18 protein-coding genes and 2 pseudogenes are annotated in these 18,292 nt (G+C 66.1%); 7 read left to right on the forward strand and 13 right to left on the reverse strand.

Annotated features, from left to right (window positions below; all coding sequences use genetic code 11):
- Positions 1–9 precede the first annotated feature (9 nt).
- The 3 genes from AB1I47_RS17985 (at position 10) to tssE (ending at position 3,749) form a co-directional block, all read left to right on the forward strand.
- On the forward strand, positions 10–495 hold the full coding sequence (locus AB1I47_RS17985) for an Hcp family type VI secretion system effector (protein ID WP_354685097.1): 486 nt from the start codon (positions 10–12) through the stop codon (positions 493–495).
- A gap of 111 nt (positions 496–606) precedes the next feature.
- The gene (gene tssH / locus AB1I47_RS17990; protein ID WP_354685098.1) at positions 607–3,318 is read left to right on the forward strand and encodes a type VI secretion system ATPase TssH; all 2,712 of its coding nucleotides are present in this window, start codon (positions 607–609) and stop codon (positions 3,316–3,318) included.
- Entirely contained in the window at positions 3,315–3,749 is a 435-nt protein-coding gene (gene tssE / locus AB1I47_RS17995) for a type VI secretion system baseplate subunit TssE (RefSeq protein ID WP_354685099.1), read from the forward strand. Before tssH ends, tssE begins: the two co-directional genes overlap by 4 nt.
- A gap of 18 nt (positions 3,750–3,767) precedes the next feature.
- Here the strand turns inward: tssE and AB1I47_RS18000 are convergent, their stop codons facing one another.
- The 5 genes from AB1I47_RS18000 to AB1I47_RS18020 form a co-directional block, all read right to left on the reverse strand.
- Positions 3,768–4,499 (reverse strand): amino acid ABC transporter ATP-binding protein, encoded by a 732-nt coding sequence (locus tag AB1I47_RS18000; protein WP_354685100.1) that lies wholly within the window; start codon positions 4,497–4,499, stop codon positions 3,768–3,770.
- Positions 4,480–5,136, reverse strand: a complete 657-nt coding sequence (locus AB1I47_RS18005) for an amino acid ABC transporter permease (protein WP_354685101.1) — start codon at positions 5,134–5,136, stop codon at positions 4,480–4,482. The genes AB1I47_RS18000 and AB1I47_RS18005 overlap by 20 nt, the downstream gene beginning before the upstream one ends.
- Positions 5,136–5,801 (reverse strand): amino acid ABC transporter permease, encoded by a 666-nt coding sequence (locus AB1I47_RS18010; RefSeq protein WP_354685102.1) that lies wholly within the window; start codon positions 5,799–5,801, stop codon positions 5,136–5,138. The genes AB1I47_RS18005 and AB1I47_RS18010 overlap by 1 nt, the downstream gene beginning before the upstream one ends.
- A gap of 24 nt (positions 5,802–5,825) precedes the next feature.
- Entirely contained in the window at positions 5,826–6,638 is an 813-nt protein-coding gene (locus AB1I47_RS18015; protein ID WP_407935858.1) for a transporter substrate-binding domain-containing protein, read from the reverse strand.
- A gap of 345 nt (positions 6,639–6,983) precedes the next feature.
- On the reverse strand, positions 6,984–7,808 hold the full coding sequence (locus AB1I47_RS18020; protein ID WP_354685103.1) for an IclR family transcriptional regulator: 825 nt from the start codon (positions 7,806–7,808) through the stop codon (positions 6,984–6,986).
- Positions 7,809–7,966: 158 nt separating this feature from the next.
- Between AB1I47_RS18020 and AB1I47_RS18025 the strand changes: the two genes are divergently transcribed.
- The 3 genes from AB1I47_RS18025 to AB1I47_RS18035 are packed head-to-tail and all read left to right on the forward strand — an operon-like array spanning position 7,967 to position 11,115.
- On the forward strand, positions 7,967–8,986 hold the full coding sequence (locus AB1I47_RS18025; RefSeq protein ID WP_354685104.1) for a Bug family tripartite tricarboxylate transporter substrate binding protein: 1,020 nt from the start codon (positions 7,967–7,969) through the stop codon (positions 8,984–8,986).
- 60 nt (positions 8,987–9,046) lie between these two features.
- Entirely contained in the window at positions 9,047–10,246 is a 1,200-nt protein-coding gene (locus AB1I47_RS18030) for a CaiB/BaiF CoA transferase family protein (protein WP_354685105.1), read from the forward strand.
- Positions 10,243–11,115 carry a citryl-CoA lyase gene (locus AB1I47_RS18035; RefSeq protein WP_354685106.1) on the forward strand — a complete coding sequence of 291 codons (873 nt, stop codon included), beginning with the start codon at positions 10,243–10,245 and terminating at the stop codon, positions 11,113–11,115. Before AB1I47_RS18030 ends, AB1I47_RS18035 begins: the two co-directional genes overlap by 4 nt.
- Here AB1I47_RS18035 and AB1I47_RS18040 read toward each other — a convergent pair whose 3' ends face one another.
- The 5 genes and pseudogenes from AB1I47_RS18040 to AB1I47_RS18060 form a co-directional block, all read right to left on the reverse strand.
- Entirely contained in the window at positions 11,116–12,102 is a 987-nt protein-coding gene (locus tag AB1I47_RS18040) for a Bug family tripartite tricarboxylate transporter substrate binding protein (protein ID WP_354685107.1), read from the reverse strand.
- A 92-nt stretch (positions 12,103–12,194) separates the two neighbouring features.
- Positions 12,195–12,329 (reverse strand): hypothetical protein, encoded by a 135-nt coding sequence (locus AB1I47_RS18045; RefSeq protein WP_354685108.1) that lies wholly within the window; start codon positions 12,327–12,329, stop codon positions 12,195–12,197.
- Positions 12,329–12,610 (reverse strand): annotated as a pseudogene (locus AB1I47_RS18050) (pyruvate kinase); the annotation flags it as partial. The gene AB1I47_RS18045 and the pseudogene AB1I47_RS18050, both read right to left, overlap by 1 nt.
- Entirely contained in the window at positions 12,607–13,857 is a 1,251-nt protein-coding gene (locus AB1I47_RS18055; protein ID WP_354685117.1) for a glycerate kinase type-2 family protein, read from the reverse strand. The gene AB1I47_RS18055 and the pseudogene AB1I47_RS18050, both read right to left, overlap by 4 nt.
- Positions 13,858–13,975: 118 nt before the next feature.
- A complete protein-coding gene (locus AB1I47_RS18060; RefSeq protein ID WP_354685109.1) occupies positions 13,976–15,064 on the reverse strand; it encodes a tartrate dehydrogenase in 1,089 nt (362 codons plus the stop codon).
- A gap of 128 nt (positions 15,065–15,192) precedes the next feature.
- On the opposite strand from AB1I47_RS18060, the gene AB1I47_RS18065 reads away from it, so the two are divergent.
- Positions 15,193–16,122, forward strand: a complete 930-nt coding sequence (locus AB1I47_RS18065) for a LysR family transcriptional regulator (protein WP_354685110.1) — start codon at positions 15,193–15,195, stop codon at positions 16,120–16,122.
- Here the strand turns inward: AB1I47_RS18065 and AB1I47_RS18070 are convergent.
- From AB1I47_RS18070 to AB1I47_RS18080, 3 genes and pseudogenes are all read right to left on the reverse strand, one after another.
- Positions 16,097–17,101 (reverse strand): hypothetical protein, encoded by a 1,005-nt coding sequence (locus AB1I47_RS18070; RefSeq protein WP_407935856.1) that lies wholly within the window; start codon positions 17,099–17,101, stop codon positions 16,097–16,099. The two genes, AB1I47_RS18065 and AB1I47_RS18070, sit on opposite strands and share 26 nt — an antisense overlap.
- A gap of 93 nt (positions 17,102–17,194) precedes the next feature.
- Positions 17,195–17,653 (reverse strand): MaoC family dehydratase, encoded by a 459-nt coding sequence (locus AB1I47_RS18075; RefSeq protein WP_354685112.1) that lies wholly within the window; start codon positions 17,651–17,653, stop codon positions 17,195–17,197.
- Positions 17,634–17,928: pseudogene (locus tag AB1I47_RS18080) on the reverse strand (ATP-binding protein); the annotation flags it as partial. The pseudogene AB1I47_RS18080 and the gene AB1I47_RS18075, both read right to left, overlap by 20 nt.
- Positions 17,929–18,292: the final 364 nt, after the last annotated feature.

The raw sequence follows: 18,292 nt of genomic DNA on the forward strand, positions 1-18,292 counted from the left end.
CAAGACGCAATGGCAATTCCCGCATACATGTGGATCAAGGACGACGGCGGCGCCGATATCAAGGGTTCGGTCACGGTATCCGGCCGCGAGGGCAGCGTCGAAGTGGTCGCCTTCGATCACGCCGTCAATATCCCCACCGATTCGAATACCGGCAAGCTGACCGGCACGCGCGTGCACAAGCCGATCGTCTTCACCAAGGAGACCGACGCGTCCACGCCCTACCTGTACAAGGCCGTCACCAGCGGCCAAACCCTGAAGTCGGTCGAGATCAAGTGGTACAAGATCGACGACGCCGGCAAGGAAAAGGAGTACTTCAACACCAAGCTGGACAACGTCAAGGTGGTCGGCGTCATGCCGAAGATGCTGGATATCAAGAATCCCGCCTACGAGAAGCACAACCATCTCGAAGACATCGAGCTGCGCTACGAGAAAATCACCTGGTCGTACAAGGACGGCAACATCATTCACGCCGACAGCTGGAACGAGCGTTCGTAATGCACGGCAGCCGGTGCATGACGCCGGCCTGCCCTCGCGCACGGACCTCGCGTCGCGGTCCGTGCCCCTCTTCTACCCTCCCCCGTCCCTCTTGCTTCTCGCCTCTTTGCCATGACCGCCCGCGATCTCTCCCCGTTCCTGCGTCGTCTCAATGACCAATGTGCCCGTGCGCTCACTGCCGCCGCCAGCCTTTGCGAAACGCGCGCCCACCGGGACATCGAGGTCGAGCACTGGCTGATCAAGCTGCTGGAACAGGGCGACGGCGACCTGCTGGCGATCCTGCGGCACTATGCGCTGGACGTGGATGGCATCTGGAATGGCCTGCTGGCGGCCATCGAGCGCCTGCCGCATAACCTGCGCGGCAAGCCGGGACTGTCGCAGCGCGTCGGCCAGTGGCTGGAAGCGGCCTGGATGCGGGCATCGCTTGACGCCGCGGTGCCCGAAGTACCTGCCTCGATCCGCTCGGCCCACCTGTTGGCCGCGCTGGCCGAAACGCCGCACTTGCTGCGCGCGCCCGATGCCTGGCCGTTGCTGAGCGTCTCCGCCGCGCAAATCGGGCGGTTGATGCATGAACTGGACAAGATCTCGGTGGAGGGAGTGCCAACGGCTACTGCTGTCCCGCAAAGCCATCAAGCTACCGAAACCAACTCGACCGAGACTGCCGCCGCAAGCCCCGCCTTGCCTTGCCAGGCTGACACGTCGCCCCTGGCACGATTCACCACCGACATCACCCGGAAGGCGCGCGACGGCAAGATCGACCCTGTATTCGGCCGCGACCCCGAGATCCGGCAGATGGTCGATATCCTGGCACGCCGCCGCAAGAACAACCCGATCCTGGTCGGGGAGCCGGGCGTGGGCAAGACCGCGCTGGTCGAGGGACTGGCGCTCAGGATCGCCGAAGGCGATGTTCCCGCGGTCCTCCGGGACGTCAGCGTGCTGACGCTGGATCTGGGGCTGCTGCAGGCGGGCGCCGGCGTCAAGGGAGAGTTCGAGCAACGCTTGAAGAATGTCATCGAGGCCGTACAGCAGTCATCGACCCCGATCCTGCTCTTTATCGACGAGGCCCACACTCTGATCGGTGCGGGCAACACCGCCGGCGGCGCCGATGGCGCCAACCTGCTGAAGCCCGCGCTCGCGCGCGGCGAACTGCGCACGATCGCGGCCACGACATGGTCTGAGTACAAGCAGTACTTCGAGCGCGACGCCGCGCTTGAGCGTCGCTTCCAGATGGTCAAGGTCGACGAGCCCGACGATGAGAATGCCTACCTGATGCTGCGCGGGCTGAAGGCGCGCTATGCGCAGCATCACGGCGTGCACATCACCGATGCCGCGGTCAATGCCGCCGTGCGTCTGTCCCGCCGCTACCTGACCGGGCGCCAGCTGCCAGACAAGGCGGTCGATCTGCTCGACACTGCCGCCGCTCGTGTACGCATGAGCCTGGAAGCTACGCCGGTAGCCATCTCCACCTTCGAAGCAGAACGCGCGGCGCTCCAGGTCGAACGCACGGCCCTGCTGCAGGACCAGGGAGCCACAGGCATACAGCTCGACGAGCGGCTCGTGGCCATCGATGCACGTCTGGCGGCGCTGGCGATGGAACTGGAGCAGTTGCAGCGCGCCTTCGCCGAACAGAAGGACGCCGCCGGCATGCTGATCGCATTGCGGGCCCAATGGCAGGCCACCACCGACGAGTCCGTGCGCCACGAACTGGCGCCGGCGATCCAGGGCGCACACCAGGCGCTGGCCCGGCATGGACGGGACGCCATGCTTCACGCCGAGGTCGACGAGACCGTCATCGCCCGGGTGATTGCCGACTGGACCGGCGTGCCGGTCGATAGCCTGCTGTCGGATGAACTGGCCACCCTGCTGGAGCTGGAGGCGCGCCTGGCCCAGGTCGTGGTCGGCCAGGACGAAGCACTTACCGCGCTTGGCAAAAGCCTGCGAGCCGCCAAAGCGGGGCTGAAGTCCGGGGACGCGCCGCTGGGCGTGTTCCTTCTGGTCGGGCCTTCCGGCGTCGGCAAGACCGAAACGGCCCGCGCGTTGGCCGAACAGATGTTTGGCGGCGAACGGTCGCTGATCACCATCAACCTGTCGGAATACCAGGAAGCGCACACCGTCTCGCAACTGAAGGGATCGCCGCCGGGATATGTCGGCTACGGCGAGGGCGGTGTACTGACCGAGGCGGTCCGCCAGCGTCCTTACAGCATCGTCCTGCTCGATGAAGTCGAGAAGGCCCACCGCGACGTGCTGAACCTGTTCTACCAGGTCTTCGACCGCGGTTTTATGCGCGATGGCGAAGGCCGCGTGGTCGACTTTCGCAACACCGTCATCCTGATGACCTCGAATCTCGGCAGCGAGCCACTGCTCGCGGCGACCGACGCCACGGCGCAGGCCGGTACCGAACTCCCGGCCAGCGCACTGATGGAGGCAATCCGCCCGGTCCTGGTCGATCGCTTCCAGCCAGCGCTGCTGGCGCGCTTCCAGACCATCGTGTATCGGCCGCTGTCAGCCGAGGCCATGGCAACGATCGTCAGGATGAAGCTGGATCAGGTGGCCACCCGGGTCGCGCGCCGCTTCAGCGTACCGCTGCAGTACGATGACGCGCTGGTGGCGAAACTGGTCCGCGCGTGCCTGCTGCCCGATGCCGGCGCGCGCAATATCGACAGCCTGCTCGATCAGCAGATCCTGCCGGTGCTGTCGCGCGAACTGCTGGTGCGCATGGCCGGCAAGAAGGTGCCAACGTCGATCCATCTGACGTATTCCGAGACGGACGGCATCCGTCTGGACTTCGAAGAGCCGGTGGCGGCATCCGCGCGGAGCGCATGATGCGGGGCGGTCCGGGTCTCTTCGAAGCCGTGACGGGATACTTCGCCAACGGTGTTGCCGTCGATGAGTTCGACGCGGCGACGCAGACTTTCCTGTCGGTGCAGGACAACATCCAGCGCATTCTCAACAGCCGCCGCGGCGGCCTTGCGCATCTGCCGGAATACGGGCTGGGCGACCTGTCCCGGATCTACCGCCACTTGCCCGCCTCGGCGCACACGCTGAAGCGCGAGATCGAGACCACGCTGCTGCGCTATGAGCCCAGGCTGCAAGCCATCGATATCACCATCGAGGACACCGAGCCCGGCATGCTGCTCAGCTTCACCATGAGCTGTCATCTGCATCGGGTGGGCCTGGTGCGCTTCGGCACGCATTTCACGCCCGATGGACAGACACGGCTCAAGCTGCTGAAGGCGGACCGTGAACGCGAGTGATATCTTTCAGTAAGCTCGCTACGCCTCCACCATCCCCAGAAACTGTTGCAGTTCCGCCGTCTGCGGCCGCGCAAACACCTCCTCCGGCCGCCCCGCCTCGCGCACCTTCCCCTGGTGCATGAACACCACCCGGTCGCACACCTCGCGCGCGAAGCGCATCTCGTGCGTGACCATCAGAAGGGTCATGCCGTCGGCGGCCAGGCCGCGCACTACCTGCAGCACTTCATTGACCAGTTCCGGGTCCAGCGCCGAGGTAATCTCGTCGCACAGCAGTGCGGCCGGTTGCATGGCCAGTGCGCGGGCGATCGCCACGCGCTGCTGTTGGCCGCCGGAGAGCTGGTCGGGATAGGCGTCGAACTTTGCGGACAAACCCACACGTGCGAGGTTGATTTCCGCCAGCGCGCGGGCCTCGGCTTCCGGCACGCCCTTGACGATCATCGGCGCGAGCATCACGTTGCGGCCGGCGCTCAGGTGCGGGAACAGGTTGAACTGCTGGAAGATCATGCCGACCTTCAGGCGCAGGGCGCGCAACTGCAGCTCGGTGTCGGCAAGGTGCGCACCGGCCACGGTGATGGCGCCGGAGTCGATGCTCTCCAGCCCATTGATGCAGCGGAGCAAGGTGCTTTTGCCGGAGCCGCTCTTGCCGATGATGGCAATCACTTCTCCCGGTTCCACGTTGAGCGAGACGCCCTTCAGCACCTGGTTGCTGCCAAAGGACTTGTGGACCTGGTCAATGGCGATGAGCGGCATTGAATTTCCTCTCCAGCGATTTGCTGTATTGCGATAGCGGCCAGCACAGCGCGAAGTAGATCAGCGCGACGGCGGCATAGACGGTGAACGGTTGGAAGCTGGCGTTGACGATCATGGTGCCGGCCTTGGACAGCTCGGTGAAGCCGATGATCGATGCCAGCGCGGTGCCCTTGACGACCTGCACGCCAAAGCCGACGGTGGGCGCCACGGCGATGCGCAGCGCCTGCGGCAGGATCACGTAGCGCATCTGCTGGATATAGCTCATGGCCAGGCTCCCGGACGACTCCCACTGCCCGCGCGGGATTGCCTCGACGCAGCCGCGCCAGATCTCGGCGAGGAACGCGGCGCTCCACAGCGTCAGCGCCAGTCCGGCGGCAAGCCATGCGGGCACTTCGATGCCGAACAGCGCCAGGCCGAAGAAGGCCAGGAAGAGCTGCATCAGCAGCGGCGTGCCCTGGAACAGCTCGATATAGATACCGGACGCACGCCGCAGCAGCGGCCGCTTGCTGGTGCGCATCAGCAGCACCACCATCGCCACCACGCCGCCGCCGATAAAAGCCACCAGCGACAGCACGACTGTCCAGCGCGCCGCCAGCAGCAGGTTGCGCAGAATGTCCCAGTAGGTGAACTCGGTCATCAGGACCTCCGCATAAAGAGCTGGTAGCCGATGCCGCGCAGCAATTGACGCAGCACCAGTGCCAGCAACAGGTAGACCGCGGTGCTGACCAGGTACACCTCGAAGGCGCGGAAGTTGCGGCCCTGGATAAAGTTGGCCGCATAGGTCAGGTCTTGCGCCGCGATCTGCGAGCAGACTGCCGAGCCCAGCATCACGATGACGATCTGGCTCGACAGCGCCGGCCAGATGCGCTGCAGCGCCGGGCGCAGCACCACATGCAGAAACACCTGTAGCGGCGACATCGCCAGGCTGGCGCCGGCCTCGAACTGCCCGCGCGGCGTGGCGGCGATGCCGGCGCGCACGATCTCGGTACCGTAGGCGCCCAGGTTGATCACCATCGCCAGCGACGCGGCCACCATCTCGGGCAGCTGGATGCCCAGGCTCGGCAGGCCGAAGAAGATAAAGAAGAGCTGGATCAGGAAAGGCGTATTGCGGATCAGCTCCACGTAGGCGCTGAAGCCGGCGCGCAGCCAGGCCGGCCCCTGCGTCTTCGCCCACGCGCCGAAGATGGCCAGCGCCACGCCCAGCACCGCGCCGGTGAGCGTGAGCTGGGCGGTCACCGCAATGCCCTTGAGCAGGACGTCGGTGTAGTCGAACACCGACAGGAAATCAAACTGGTACGCCATAAGTCAGGACCGGTCGCGACGCGATCAAAGCTGCGCCGGCAGCGGCCGCAGCAGCCACTTGATCGACAGCGAATTGAGCGAACCGTCCTTCTTCGATTCGGCCAGGATGGCGTTGACCTTGCTCTGCAGCGCGGTTTCGCCCTTGTTCATGCCGATAAAGCACGGCGAGTTCTTGATCAGGAACTTGGTCTCCGGCGCCTTGGGCGGATGCCTGGCGATCAGCGCCGATGCCACCACGTTGCCGGTTGCAATCAGCTGGACCTGCCCGGACAGGAAGGCGGCGATGGTGGCGTTGTTGTCCTCGTAGCGCTTGATGGTGGCGCTGGCAGGTGCGATCTTGGACAGTTCCAGGTCTTCCACCGCGCCGCGCGTGACGCCGACGGTCTTGCCGGCCAGATCGGCCGGGCCCTTCACCGCCAGGCCGGCGGGGCCGAACACACCGTTGAAGAACGGTGCATAAGCGTCCGAGAAGTCCAGCACCTTCTCGCGCTCAGGGTTCTTGCCCAGGCTGGAGATGATCAGGTCCACCTTGCGTGTCTGCAGGTAGGGCACGCGGTTGGTGCTGGTCACCGGCACCAGTTGCAGCTTCACGCCCATCTTCTTTGCCACCAGGGCGGCGACATCGATATCCAGGCCCTGCGGCGCCATATCGGCACCGATCGACCCGAACGGCGGAAAGTCCTGCGGCACCGCCACGCGCAGCACGCCGGCCTTGGTCACGTCGGACAGCGTATCCGCCTGGGCGGCGGGCAGTCCCGTCATGCAAACGCCCGCGAACAGGCCAAGCAGCAAGGCACGGCGGCCGGCCGAAGCGGTATCGCGTACGCGGGCGATCATGGCGGAACAAGGCTTGGTGATCATCTGGACTTTCCTCTTTGCCGAAGGTGGCCGTTTGTCGAAGCCACCACTATCGCAATTGGTATGCCAGCCTTGTATGCAAATTTTGCGAGCAAAAATGAGGTTTGCGCCACTGTGAATGGCGGCGGCCGCGGCAAAACATCACCAGACAGGTGCAGCGAGATTGACGTTGGTGCATGCCCGTCGTGAAGGCCCGATTTGGGGCGAACGGTATGAGGAAGCGACGACGCTGCCCTCATAAAGGGCAATGGCGAGGCAACACTGTGCAATCGGGAAGCCGATGTGGCGGATATGCCAGCGTTGCCGGCAGAAACAATGCGCTGGCTACATCGCGTCCTGAGCGCTGACGGCACCGCTGGCGATGATCTGTTCCATATGCAGCTGCGCAATGCCGGCATCGAAACGGGCGCGACTGCCGCCCAGAATCTCGGTTGCCTGCCCGGCGGCCTTCAGTAGCGTTGCCACGGCGGCGAACATGGTCGGCGCAGCCCCGAGCCTCTGCTTCGGCCCGGACAATGTCAGGGCGCCTACCAGTTCTCCGGTGGCACCGAATACCGGCGCCGAGGCAGAAGCGGTTTCGGCATCCCGCTCGCCATATGACACTGCCCAAAGGCGCTCGCGCGCCTCGCGCCAGCGCTGGTCGTCGGGCTCGCTGAAGGCGAGCAACACCTTGCCCGAGGCGCCGCGGTCGATGGGAAATTCATCGCCCACACCGATCGACACGCGCACGGCGCGCGCCGGCTCGACACGATACAGCACGAGCCGCCGATCCCCCTGCCGCACGTAGAACGATGCGGTCTCGCCGAGTTCGCGGCTGAGTTGCTCCAGCAGGTGCTCGATAACGGGACCGACACGGAACGAGCGCTGATAAATGGCCGCCAGGCGCAGCGGCTGCGGGCCAATCGCATACTGCCCGTCCTCCAGCTTGCGGATAAAGCCGCCGTGCTCCAGGGCAGCCAGCAGGCGCAACACCGTGCTCTTGTACAGATTCGTGCGGCGCGACAGCTCCGTCAGAGTGAGGCGCTCATCAGTCGGACCGAATGCGCCGAGGATGGCGAAGGCGCGGTCCAGCACAGCAACGCCGCTGGAGCTCTCTGATGCAGCCGCGTCGGTCATGTCACTCGATCCGGATGTGTGGTTTTCGTCCATGGATTTCTTTCCAGTAGTTCTGCCTAGTAGAACACAAGACCAGATAGGAGGAAAGGCGTGCGGGTATACCCGCCTACTCATCTTGCCTCCCCGACACTAAAGTTCTTCTCTGTAGAACATAGTTCTATCAGAAAGAACCAAGTCGAACCGGAGACAACATGCACCAGGACTTCTCTAATCACCCGATCGTCACGGCGCGTGGACATTTCTTTGCCCGCGCCCTGCTCGGCTGCGCCTTGTCGGCGCTGCTCGCCGCTGGTGCCACCGGCGCAATGGCGGCCGATGCCTATCCCGCGCAGCCGGTCCGCCTGATCGTGCCGTTCCCGCCTGCTGGCGGCACCGACGTGCTGTCGCGGCTGGTGTTCAACAAGATCGGCATGGCCACCAAGTGGAACGTGGTGGTGGAGAACCGCGCCGGAGCCGGGGGCAATATCGGGCTGGACAGCGTGGCCAAGGCAAAGCCCGACGGCTACACGCTGGGCATGGGACAGACCGCCAACCTGGCGATCAACCCAACGCTGTACCCCAAGATGCCCTACAACGCGCAGAAGGATTTCACGCCGGTGGCCCTGGTGGCAGCCCAGCCGGTGGTGCTGATCGTGCGCAACGAAGCGCCCTTCAAGAACGTTGCCGAGCTGGTGGCCGCGGCCAAGACGAAGCAACTGTCGATGGCGTCCGCCGGCACCGGCACGGTCGGGCACCTCACCGGCGAGATGTTCGCGCGACGCGCCGGCATCAAGATGCTGCATGTGCCGTACAAGGGGGCCTCGCCGGCGCTGACCGACCTGATGGGCGGGCAGACCGATTTCTATTTCGCCACGCCGCCGATCGCGATGCCCATGATCAAGGCAGGCAAGATCCGCGCGCTGGCGGTGACTTCCGCCAAGCGCATGCCGTTGCTGGCGGCTGTGCCTACCATTGCAGAGTCAGGCTATGCCGGCTTCCAGGCAGAAGACTGGAAGGCACTGGTGGCGCCGGCCGGCACGCCGCCGGAGGTGGTGGCGCGCCTGAATGCAGAGGTCAACAAGGCGCTGGCGCAGCCGGACACCATCAGCAAGCTGCGTGACGAAGGGAGCGAGCCGCGCGGCGGTTCGGCCAGGGACCTTGGCGCCTTTATCCAGAGCGAGAACACGCGCTGGGGCGACATCGTGCGCCAGTCCGGCGCGCGCGTCGAATAAACCATCCAGTCGCGCTACGGCGGCCGCACCGTCGTGGCGCCATGCCATCGGAAGCCAGTCATGCAAAAACCCCTGCGCAATATCCGCGTGCTCGACCTCACCAACGTGCTGGCCGGGCCGTTCTGCTGCCACCAGCTCGCCCATATGGGCGCCGAGGTCATCAAGGTGGAAACGCCCGGCACCGGCGATCTCGCGCGCCAGCTCGGCGCCGATGACGAGCTGAACCAGCGCCTGATGGGGGTGTCGTTCCTGGCGCAGAACCCCGGCAAGCAGTCGATCACCATCAACCTCAAGCATGCGCGCGGCAAGGAAGTGTTCCGCAAGCTGGTGCGCAGCGCCGACGTGCTGGTCGAGAACTTCCGGCCCGGCGTGATGGACCGGCTCGGCCTGGGCTACCAAACGCTGAAGCAGGACCACCCGCGCCTGATCTACTGCGCGATCTCGGGCTTCGGCCAGGACGGTCCGCTGGCGGCGCTGCCGGCCTATGACCAGATCATCCAGGGCATGTCGGGCGTGATGAGCATCACCGGCAATCCGCAGACTGCGCCGTACCGTGTCGGCTATCCGGTGTCGGACACTATCGGTGGCCTGACCGCGGCCTTCGCGGTGGCGGCCGCGCTGGCGGACCACCAGCGCACCGAGGGCTACTTCATCGACGTGTCGATGCTGGAGGCCACGCTGGCCACCATGGGCTGGGTCGTGTCGAACCACCTGATCGCGGGCAGGGACCCGGTGCCGATGGGCAACGAGAACATGACCGCCAGCCCGTCGGGCACCTTCCGCACCGGTGACGGCCTGCTCAATATCGCCGCCAACAAGCAGGAGCAGTTCGAGGCCGTGTGCCGCGTGGTGGGCAAGCCCGAACTGGCCACCGACGAACGCTTTGCCCAGCGCCAGGCGCGCCTCGCCAACCGCGCTGCGCTGACCGCGGCGCTGGAAGCGGAACTGGCCAGGAAGCCTGCCGTCGACTGGTGGCCGCTGCTGAACGACGCCGGCGTGCCGGCAGGTCCGGTGCTGAGCGTGCCCGACACGCTGGCGCATCCGCAGGTGCGCGACCGCGGCATGATCGGTGAATTTGCCGATGCGCCCGGCGTCGGCCGCGACATCCGCGTGGTGCGGACCGGCTTCAAGCTCAACCATGAGGCGCCCGCAGTCGACACGCCGCCGCCGCAACTCGGCCAGCATACGCGCGAGATCCTGGGCAACCTGGGCTACAGCGACGCGGATATCAACCAACTCAGCGAGGAGCGCGCGATATGAGCAGCACCGACCAGGACACCAACGCCGGCGATCACACCATGGATGCGGGCCAGCGCCTGTCGCAGGACTGGTGGCGCACCGAAATCATCGACATGCGCCCGGGCGAGATCCGCTACCGCGGCTATCCCATCGAGCAACTGATCGGCCGCGTCTCGTTCGCGCAAATGATCTGGCTGATGCTGCGCGGCGAGCTGCCCGGCCCGGGCCAGGGAGAACTGCTCGACGCGGCGCTGATGGCCGCGGTGGACCACGGTCCGCAGGCGCCCAGCATCGCCATCGCCCGCATGGCCGCGACCTGCGGCGTGGGGCTCAACAGTGCGATGGCCTCCGCCGTCAACGTGCTGGGCGATGTGCATGGCGGTGCCGGCGAGCAGGCGGTGGCGCTGTACGAAGACGTCGCGGCCCGCATCGAGGCGGGCAACACGATGGACCACGCGGTCGCCGCGGCGTTGCAGCACTATCGCGACCTTCATGGCAAGTTCGTCTCAGGCTTCGGTCACCGCTTCCACCCCGTCGATCCGCGTGCGCCGCGCCTGCTGGCGCTGGTGGACCAGGCCGCGGCCAGCGGCGTGGTCAAGGGGCGCTACGCGGCGATCGCGCGCGCCATCGAACAGGCGCTGGCCGCGGGCCGCAGCAAGCCGATTCCGATGAATATCGATGGCGCCACCGCCGTCATCTATGCCGAACTCGGTTTCCCCGCACCGCTGGCGCGCGGGCTGTTCTGCCTGTCGCGCTCGGTCGGCATCCTCGCGCATGCGTGGGAGCAGACCAACCAGGGCGGCCGCAACAAGGGGCCGATCCCGCGCCAGTTCCTGTGGACCTATGACGGCACGCCGCAGCGCGACGTGCCAGGGACAGAACCCGGCTAATCACTCGATCGTCACCTTCCCGTCCTTCACCAGCTTCGCGAACTTGACCGTCTCGTCGTTGATCCGCCTGGCGAACTCCTGCGGCGTGCTGGCCATCGGCTCGGCGCCGATCGCCTGCATCTTCTGCTGGAACTCGGGCAACTTCACGATCCGGACGATCTCCGCATTCAGCTTGCTGACCACAGGCTCGGGCGTGGCCGCCGGGGCCAGCACGCCGAACCACGTGCCGATATCAAAGCCCTTGAGGCCCGCTTCCTCCAGCGTCGGCACCTCGGGCAGCACGCTGGAGCGCCGCGCCGTGGTCACGGCCAGCGCACGCAGCTTGCCGGACTTGATGTGCTGCAGCACCGGCGTCAGCGTGTCGAACGACATCGTGACCTGGCCGCCCAACAGGTCGGTCGTCAGCGGCCCGCTGCCCTTGTAAGGCACATGCAGCAGCTTCGCACCGGTGGCGGCCTGGAACTGCGTGCCGATCAGGTGCTGCGCGGTGCCGTTGCCGTTGGAACCGTAGGCGAATTCGGGCGATGCGGTCTTTGCCTGCGACACCAGTTCGCTGACCGTCCTGGCCGGCGTCTTCGCGGCATTGATCACCAGCACGTTGGGTACCATCGCCACGGTGGCGATCGGCGTCAGGTCCTTCTGGAAGCTGTACGGCAGCTTCTTGTAGACGCTGGTGGCGATGGTATGGTGCACGGCGCCCATCAGCAGCGTGTAGCCGTCCGGCTTGTTCTTGGCGACGTAGTCCGCGCCAACGGTGGCGCCCGCGCCGGGGCGGTTCTCCACGATCACGGGCTGGCCCAGGCTCTTCGACAGCTGGTCGCCCAGCGCGCGCGCCAGCACGTCGGTGGTACCGCCCGAGGGAAACGGCACGACCAGGTTGATCGGCCTGGCCGGCCATGGTTGCGCCAGGCCGGCACCGGTGAGGGTGAGGCCGGCGGCAAACACCGCCAGCGTTGAAATACGACGAACGAGTTCAGTACCACGCATGCTTTGTCTCCTGCATTGATGTATGTTTGCGGCCGCTTGTAGTGTGCTGACGGCCTCTTTGCCAGCTGAGGGGTTGCTGATTGCATTTCCCCTTACTGGACCTGCGCGATGCGCAGCAGGTTGGGAGTACCGGCCACGGTGAACGGCAGCCCGGCCGAGATAACGATCTGTTGTCCGGCCTTGCCGAACTGCTCCTTCAGCACGGTGCGGCTGGCGAGATCGGTCATCTGAAGCTGGCCTGCGCGCCCAGTTGCACCGGGCCGCCGGCAAACGTGCCGATACGCAGCTTGGGGCCCTGCAGGTCCAGCAGCACGCCGATCGGCCGGCCGCGCTCGTGCTCGATGTCGCGGATGGACTGCAGCCGCTGCTGGTGGTCCGCATGGGTGCCGTGGCTGAAGTTGAGCCGGAACACATCGGCGCCCGCATCGAAGAGCTGCCCGATGATGGCCGGGTCTGTGCTCGCCGGCCCCAGCGTGGCCACGATCTTTGCGTTGCGAAGGCGTCTCATGCATTGGCTCCGGAAGCGCGCGTCAAAAGGATCGCGCGAAAGTCATTGACATTGGTCAGCGTGGGGCCGGTCACGACGGCATCGCCCAGCACCTCGAAGAATCCATGGCCATCGTTAGCGGCCAGCGCATCGTGCGGGCGCAAACCTGCGCGCCACGCGCGTTGCAGCGTGTCGGGCCCGATCACGGCGCCCGCGATCTCTTCCTGGCCATCCACGCCGTCGGTATCACCGGCGACCGCATGGACGCCGGCCTCGCCGCGCAGCGTCAGCGCCAGCGATAGCAGGAACTCGACATTGCGGCCGCCCCGCCCCGTGCCCCGTACGGTCACCGTGGTCTCTCCAGCGGACAGCAGTACGCACGGCGCGGCAAAGGGCTCGCCATACCGCGCAGCTGCCAGCGCGATGCCGCCCATGACCTTGCCGACATCGCGGGCTTCGCCTTCGATGGCGTCGCCCAGCACGTGGACGGCATAGCCGGCTTCGCGGCCGACGCGTGCGGCGGCTTCCAGCGCCAGCCGGGGCGTGGCGATGAAGTCGGTGCGGATCCGCGGCAGTCGCGGGTCGCCGGGCTTCAGCGTCTCGGCGGCGTCAGATTCGAGCACGGCCAGTACATGGGCAGGCAGGTCGATCGCATAGCGCCTGACGATGGCCAACGCATCGGCGCGCGTAGTGGGATCGGGCACCGTCGGGCCGGATGCGATATCGATCGGATCATCGCCCGGCACATCGGAGATCAGCAGGTTCAGCACCTGCGCCGGATAGCACGCGGCGGCCAGCCGTCCGCCCTTGATCGCGGACAGGTGCCGGCGCACGCAGTTCATCTCGGAGATCGTCGCGCCGGACTTGAGCAGCGCGCGGTTGATGCGCTGCTTGTCGTCCAGCGTGATGCCTGCCAGCGGCAACGGCAGCAGCGACGAACCGCCGCCCGAGACCAGGCTGATGACGAGATCGTCCTCGCCCAGGCCGCGGACCAGTTGCAGCATGCGTTGCGCAGCGGCCAGCCCGGCATCGTCCGGCACGGGATGCGCAGCTTGCACGATCTCGATGCGCGAGCAAGGCACCGCGTAGCCGTAGCGCGTCACCACCAGGCCTTCAAGCTGGCCGGGCCATACCGCCTCCAGCGCGCTCGCCATCGCCGCCGAAGCCTTGCCGGCACCGATGACGATGGTGCGGCCGCGCGGCGGTGCGGGCAGGTACTGCGCCAGCGTGCGTGAAGGCTGGGCCGCGGCGATGGCGGCATCGAACATGCGCCGCAGCAGCGCGGCCGGTTCGGAACGATGAATGGTCACGTCGGCCCCTCCGTGCATCAGCGTGGCGTGGGTGTCGGCGGCGTCAGCCGGGCGCGATGGTGGGCGAGGCCTGCGCTCAGGCCGCCTTCGCCTGCGCGCCAGCCCCGAGCAGGTCGCACACGGCCTTGGTCACCTCGGCGGTAGTGGCCTTGCCGCCCAGGTCGCCGGTATGCAGCGCGGGATTGGCGGTCACGGCTTCAACGGCCTGCATCAGGCGCTGCGCCGCCTCGTTCTCGCCAAGGTGCTCCAGCAGCATCACCACCGACCAGAAGGTGCCGACCGGGTTGGCCAGGCCCTTGCCCATGATGTCGAAGGCGGAGCCGTGGATCGGCTCGAACATCGACGGATAGCGGCGCTCCGGATCGATATTGCCGGTCGGGGCGATACCCAGGCTGCCGGCCAGCGCCGCCGCCAGGTCGCTCAGGATGTCGGCGTGCAGGTTGGTGGCGACGATGGTGTCCAGCGACGCGGGCCGGTTGACCATGCGCGCGGTGGCGGCATCGACCAGCTCCTTGTCCCACTTGACGTCGGGGAAGTCCCTGGCCACCTGCACCGCCACCTCGTCCCACATCACCATTGCATGGCGCTGCGCGTTGGACTTGGTGATCACGGTCAGCAGCTTGCGCGGACGCGATTGGGCCAGCTTGAAGGCGAAGCGCAGGATGCGCTCCACGCCGACGCGGGTCATCATCGACACATCGGTGGCGGCCTCGATCGGATGGCCCTGATGCACGCGGCCGCCCACGCCCGAGTATTCGCCTTCAGAGTTCTCGCGCACGATCACCCAGTTCAGGTCTTCCGGGGCGCAGCGCTTGAGCGGTGCGTCGATGCCCGGCAGGATGCGCGTCGGGCGCACGTTGGCGTACTGGTCGAAGCCCTGGCAGATCTTCAGGCGCAGGCCCCACAGCGTGATGTGGTCGGGGATATGCGGGTCGCCGGCCGAGCCGAACAGGATCGCATCCTTGTCGCGCAGCGCGTCCAGGCCATCCGCAGGCATCATCACGCCGTGCTGGCGGTAGTAGTCGCCGCCCCAGTCGAAGTCCTCGAACTCGAAGCGGAAGTCCGCGCCAGCGGACGCCAGCGCCTCCATCACCTGGCGGCCGGCCGGCACCACCTCCTTGCCAATGCCGTCGCCGGGGATGGTTGCGATGCGGTAGGTCTTCATGGTTTGTCTCCTGAGCAGAATCGGACGAGAACGTTGGATGGCATTCAGTGGGTCGGATTCTGGCCCGTGGACAAGGTTTTGGATCGCGGCTAGAGTTAAAGCATTGTTAACCTGAGATTAAAGCTGACATGGCATCGTCACCGGGCATCCAGCCGTCCGAACTGGGGTTCTTCACCTCGGTTGCCACCGCGGGCAGCCTGAGCGCCGCGGCACGCGACCTCGGCATCACCACGGCGGCGGTCAGCAAGCGCCTGGCGCAGATGGAGTCGCGCATCGGCATGCCGCTGGTGACGCGCACCACGCGGCGCATGAGCCTGACGCCGGAAGGCGAGGTCTACCTGGAGCACGCCAGGCGCATCCTCAGCGAGATCGATGACCTGGACCAGTTGCTGACCCGCTCCAAAGGCAGGCCGAGCGGCCTGCTGCGTGTCAACGCCACGCTGGGGTTCGGGCGCATGCATGTGGCGCCGGTGATATCGGAGTACATCACCACCTACCCCGAGGTCGACGTGCAGCTGCAGCTGTCAGCCGACCCGCCGCCGCTGACCGAAGATGCCTTCGACGTCTGCATCCGCTTCGGCCAGCCGCCGGATGCGCGCATCGTCGCCAAACGGCTGGCACCGAACCGGCGGCTGCTGTGCGCCTCGCCCAAATACCTGCGCGACCACGGCACCCCGCTCACGCCGGCAGACCTGCGCCGCCATAACTGCATCGGCATCCGCCAGGGCAGCGACGCCTACGGCGTCTGGCGCCTGACCACCGGCAAGGGCACGAAAGCGCGGACCGAATCGGTCCGCGTGCGCGGCAACCTCACCACCAACGACGGCGAGATCGCCGTGCACTGGGCGCTCGAGGGCCACGGCATCGTGATGCGGGCCGAATGGGATATCGAGCGCTACCTGCGCAGCGGCCGCCTGGTCCAGGTATTGCCGCAGTACGCCACGCCCGAGGCCGATATCTATGCGGTCTACCAGCAGCGGCACCAGTTGTCGTCGCGGATCCGGCTCTTCGTGGAGTTCCTGGCGGCGAAGTTCAGCGAGTTTGGGAAGTCGCGGTGAGGTCCACCGTGGCAGGCGCCTCGAAGGCATCGAACATCAGGTCTGGCGCACTGGTGTTGTGAAGCGACCGCACCGTGCGGCCGAACCGCACCGCGGTTGCCTGCATGGAAGAGACCGCCATCACCGGCGTCCTGCGGCCTTCACCTGCCGGTTCCGACCACCAGATGGCTTCGCTCGCGTCCGCATTGTCGTCGGCAACGTACATCGAGCGCAGCATGGCGAAGGGTCGTCTGGCGTCATGCGCCGGCTGGAAGCTGACATCGAGTGCGGTGCGCAAGTCGCTGATCTCAGTGACCATGACCGTGGCCTGGCCGCCGCTGGCGAAATGCAGCCTGACGGACAAGGGCTCCGGCTCGATCTCGATCCGCGCGATGTTGACCACCGGGCGCCCGTCCTGCTCGATCGGGCCCAGCAGGAACGACGAGCCATACGCATTGACCCCCAGATGTCGGGCGGGCAACGGCTTCGCGCGCCAGTAGCCGTCGGCGGGATAGAGCACCAGCACTTCGACAGGCGTGGCGCCGGATTTGTGGAATACCTGGATCAGGTGGAAGCCAGCGTCCGGCTTGCCCGCAACCGTCACAGGCACCCGGTGTGGCCGCCAGAAACTCGCAAAGGTGATACCGACAATGGCAATGTGTTCGCCGTCATAAAGCCCGGTCGTGCGGGGCACGAAAACATGGCGCGGATCGGTCGGGTGCGGCGCCTCGCCAAAGTTGCACCCGGAGAAATCCGGCGCGGAACTGTCGGTGCGGATGGCATCGACATAGGGGGGATGCAATGCCTGGATCCGGAACTTCCCGATCGCCGCCGCGGACAGGGCGAACGAGACATTGTCCTCTTCGGCACACGTGGTTGGCGTGCTGAAGTTGTCGATACCGACGGCCACCCGCTGCGCGCAAACCGGCACGGAAAGCAGCGCCAGGTACAGGGCCGGGCACAGGGTCTGGAAAAGCCGCTTTGCGCGCTTGCGAGTCATGAGGGTCGCCCGTCGGTATCGTCGAGGCGAGATGTTACGTCATGCTTCATTGGCCACACCCGTTCGCTGACCTGCTTCTGTCCGCACACGGTCCTACACGGCGCTCGCCGGACGCCGCTGCACGATCAGGTTGGCGGTGAAGACCTGCACCGGCTCGTCATGCTGGTTGAAGGTGGTGGTGCGCACCTTCACCAGTCCCTGGTCCGGGCGTGACTTTGACGGCCGCACTTCCAGGATCTCGCTCTCCAGATGCAGTTCGTCGCCCGGGCGCACCGGCTTCGGCCAGCGCAGCTCCTCGAAGCCGGCGCCGATAATGCCGCCCGCCGGGCGGAATTCGCCGTCGACCAGAAGACGCATGGTCAGCGCCGCGGTGTGCCAGCCGCTTGCCGCCAAGCCGCGAAACAGCGTGTCGCGCGCAGTCGCCTCATCGAGATGGAAAGGCTGCGGATCGAACTCGGTGGCGAAGGACTTGATCCGGTCTGCCTCGACGCGCAGCCGACCGGAACCGTATTTCTGGCCGGGCGCCAGGTCTTCAATGAATTGGACGTTCATGTGTTCGGCTCCTTGATGGAGGTTCGGGTGTGATTTCGATGTCCTTCTGTACGGCCGGCAAGGCAAACTGGAACACCGACCCGCATGGCGCATTTGCGCTTACCCAAAGCCGCCCGCCATGCGCCTCGACCAGCGACTGGCAAATCGCCAGCCCCATGCCCGGCCCCTGCGCCTTGGTGGTGTAAAAGGCATCGAACACCCGCGCCATCGCTTCCATTCATCACCAGGTTCAGCAGCACCTGCTGCAACTGTACCCGATCGCCCGCCACCAGCGGCCCGCGCCTGGTGCAGCGCCTGCTCGTCGCGCTTGCGCTCGGTCAGGTCGAGCACGAACGACACCGTCTGGTGACATGGTGTCGATGCTCGCCGGCTCTCGTTGTCTATGATCGAGGGCTCACGCCCTTGGTGACATGTTGTCGATGCTCGCCGGCTCTCGTTGTCTATGATCGAGGGCTCACGCCCTTGGTGACATGGTGTCGATGCTCGCCGGCTCTCGTTGTCTATGATCGAGGGCTCACGCCCTTGGTGACATGTTGTCGTCGGTCAACCGTTCTGTTCCGCCCTCCTGGGCGGGTCACTTTTTGTCCGAGCGACAAAAAGTAACCAAAAAGCGCGTCGCCTGAGCGGCTGGCTATCAAG

Source organism: Cupriavidus necator (assembly GCF_040578825.1).
Taxonomy (GTDB): domain Bacteria; phylum Pseudomonadota; class Gammaproteobacteria; order Burkholderiales; family Burkholderiaceae; genus Cupriavidus; species Cupriavidus necator_E.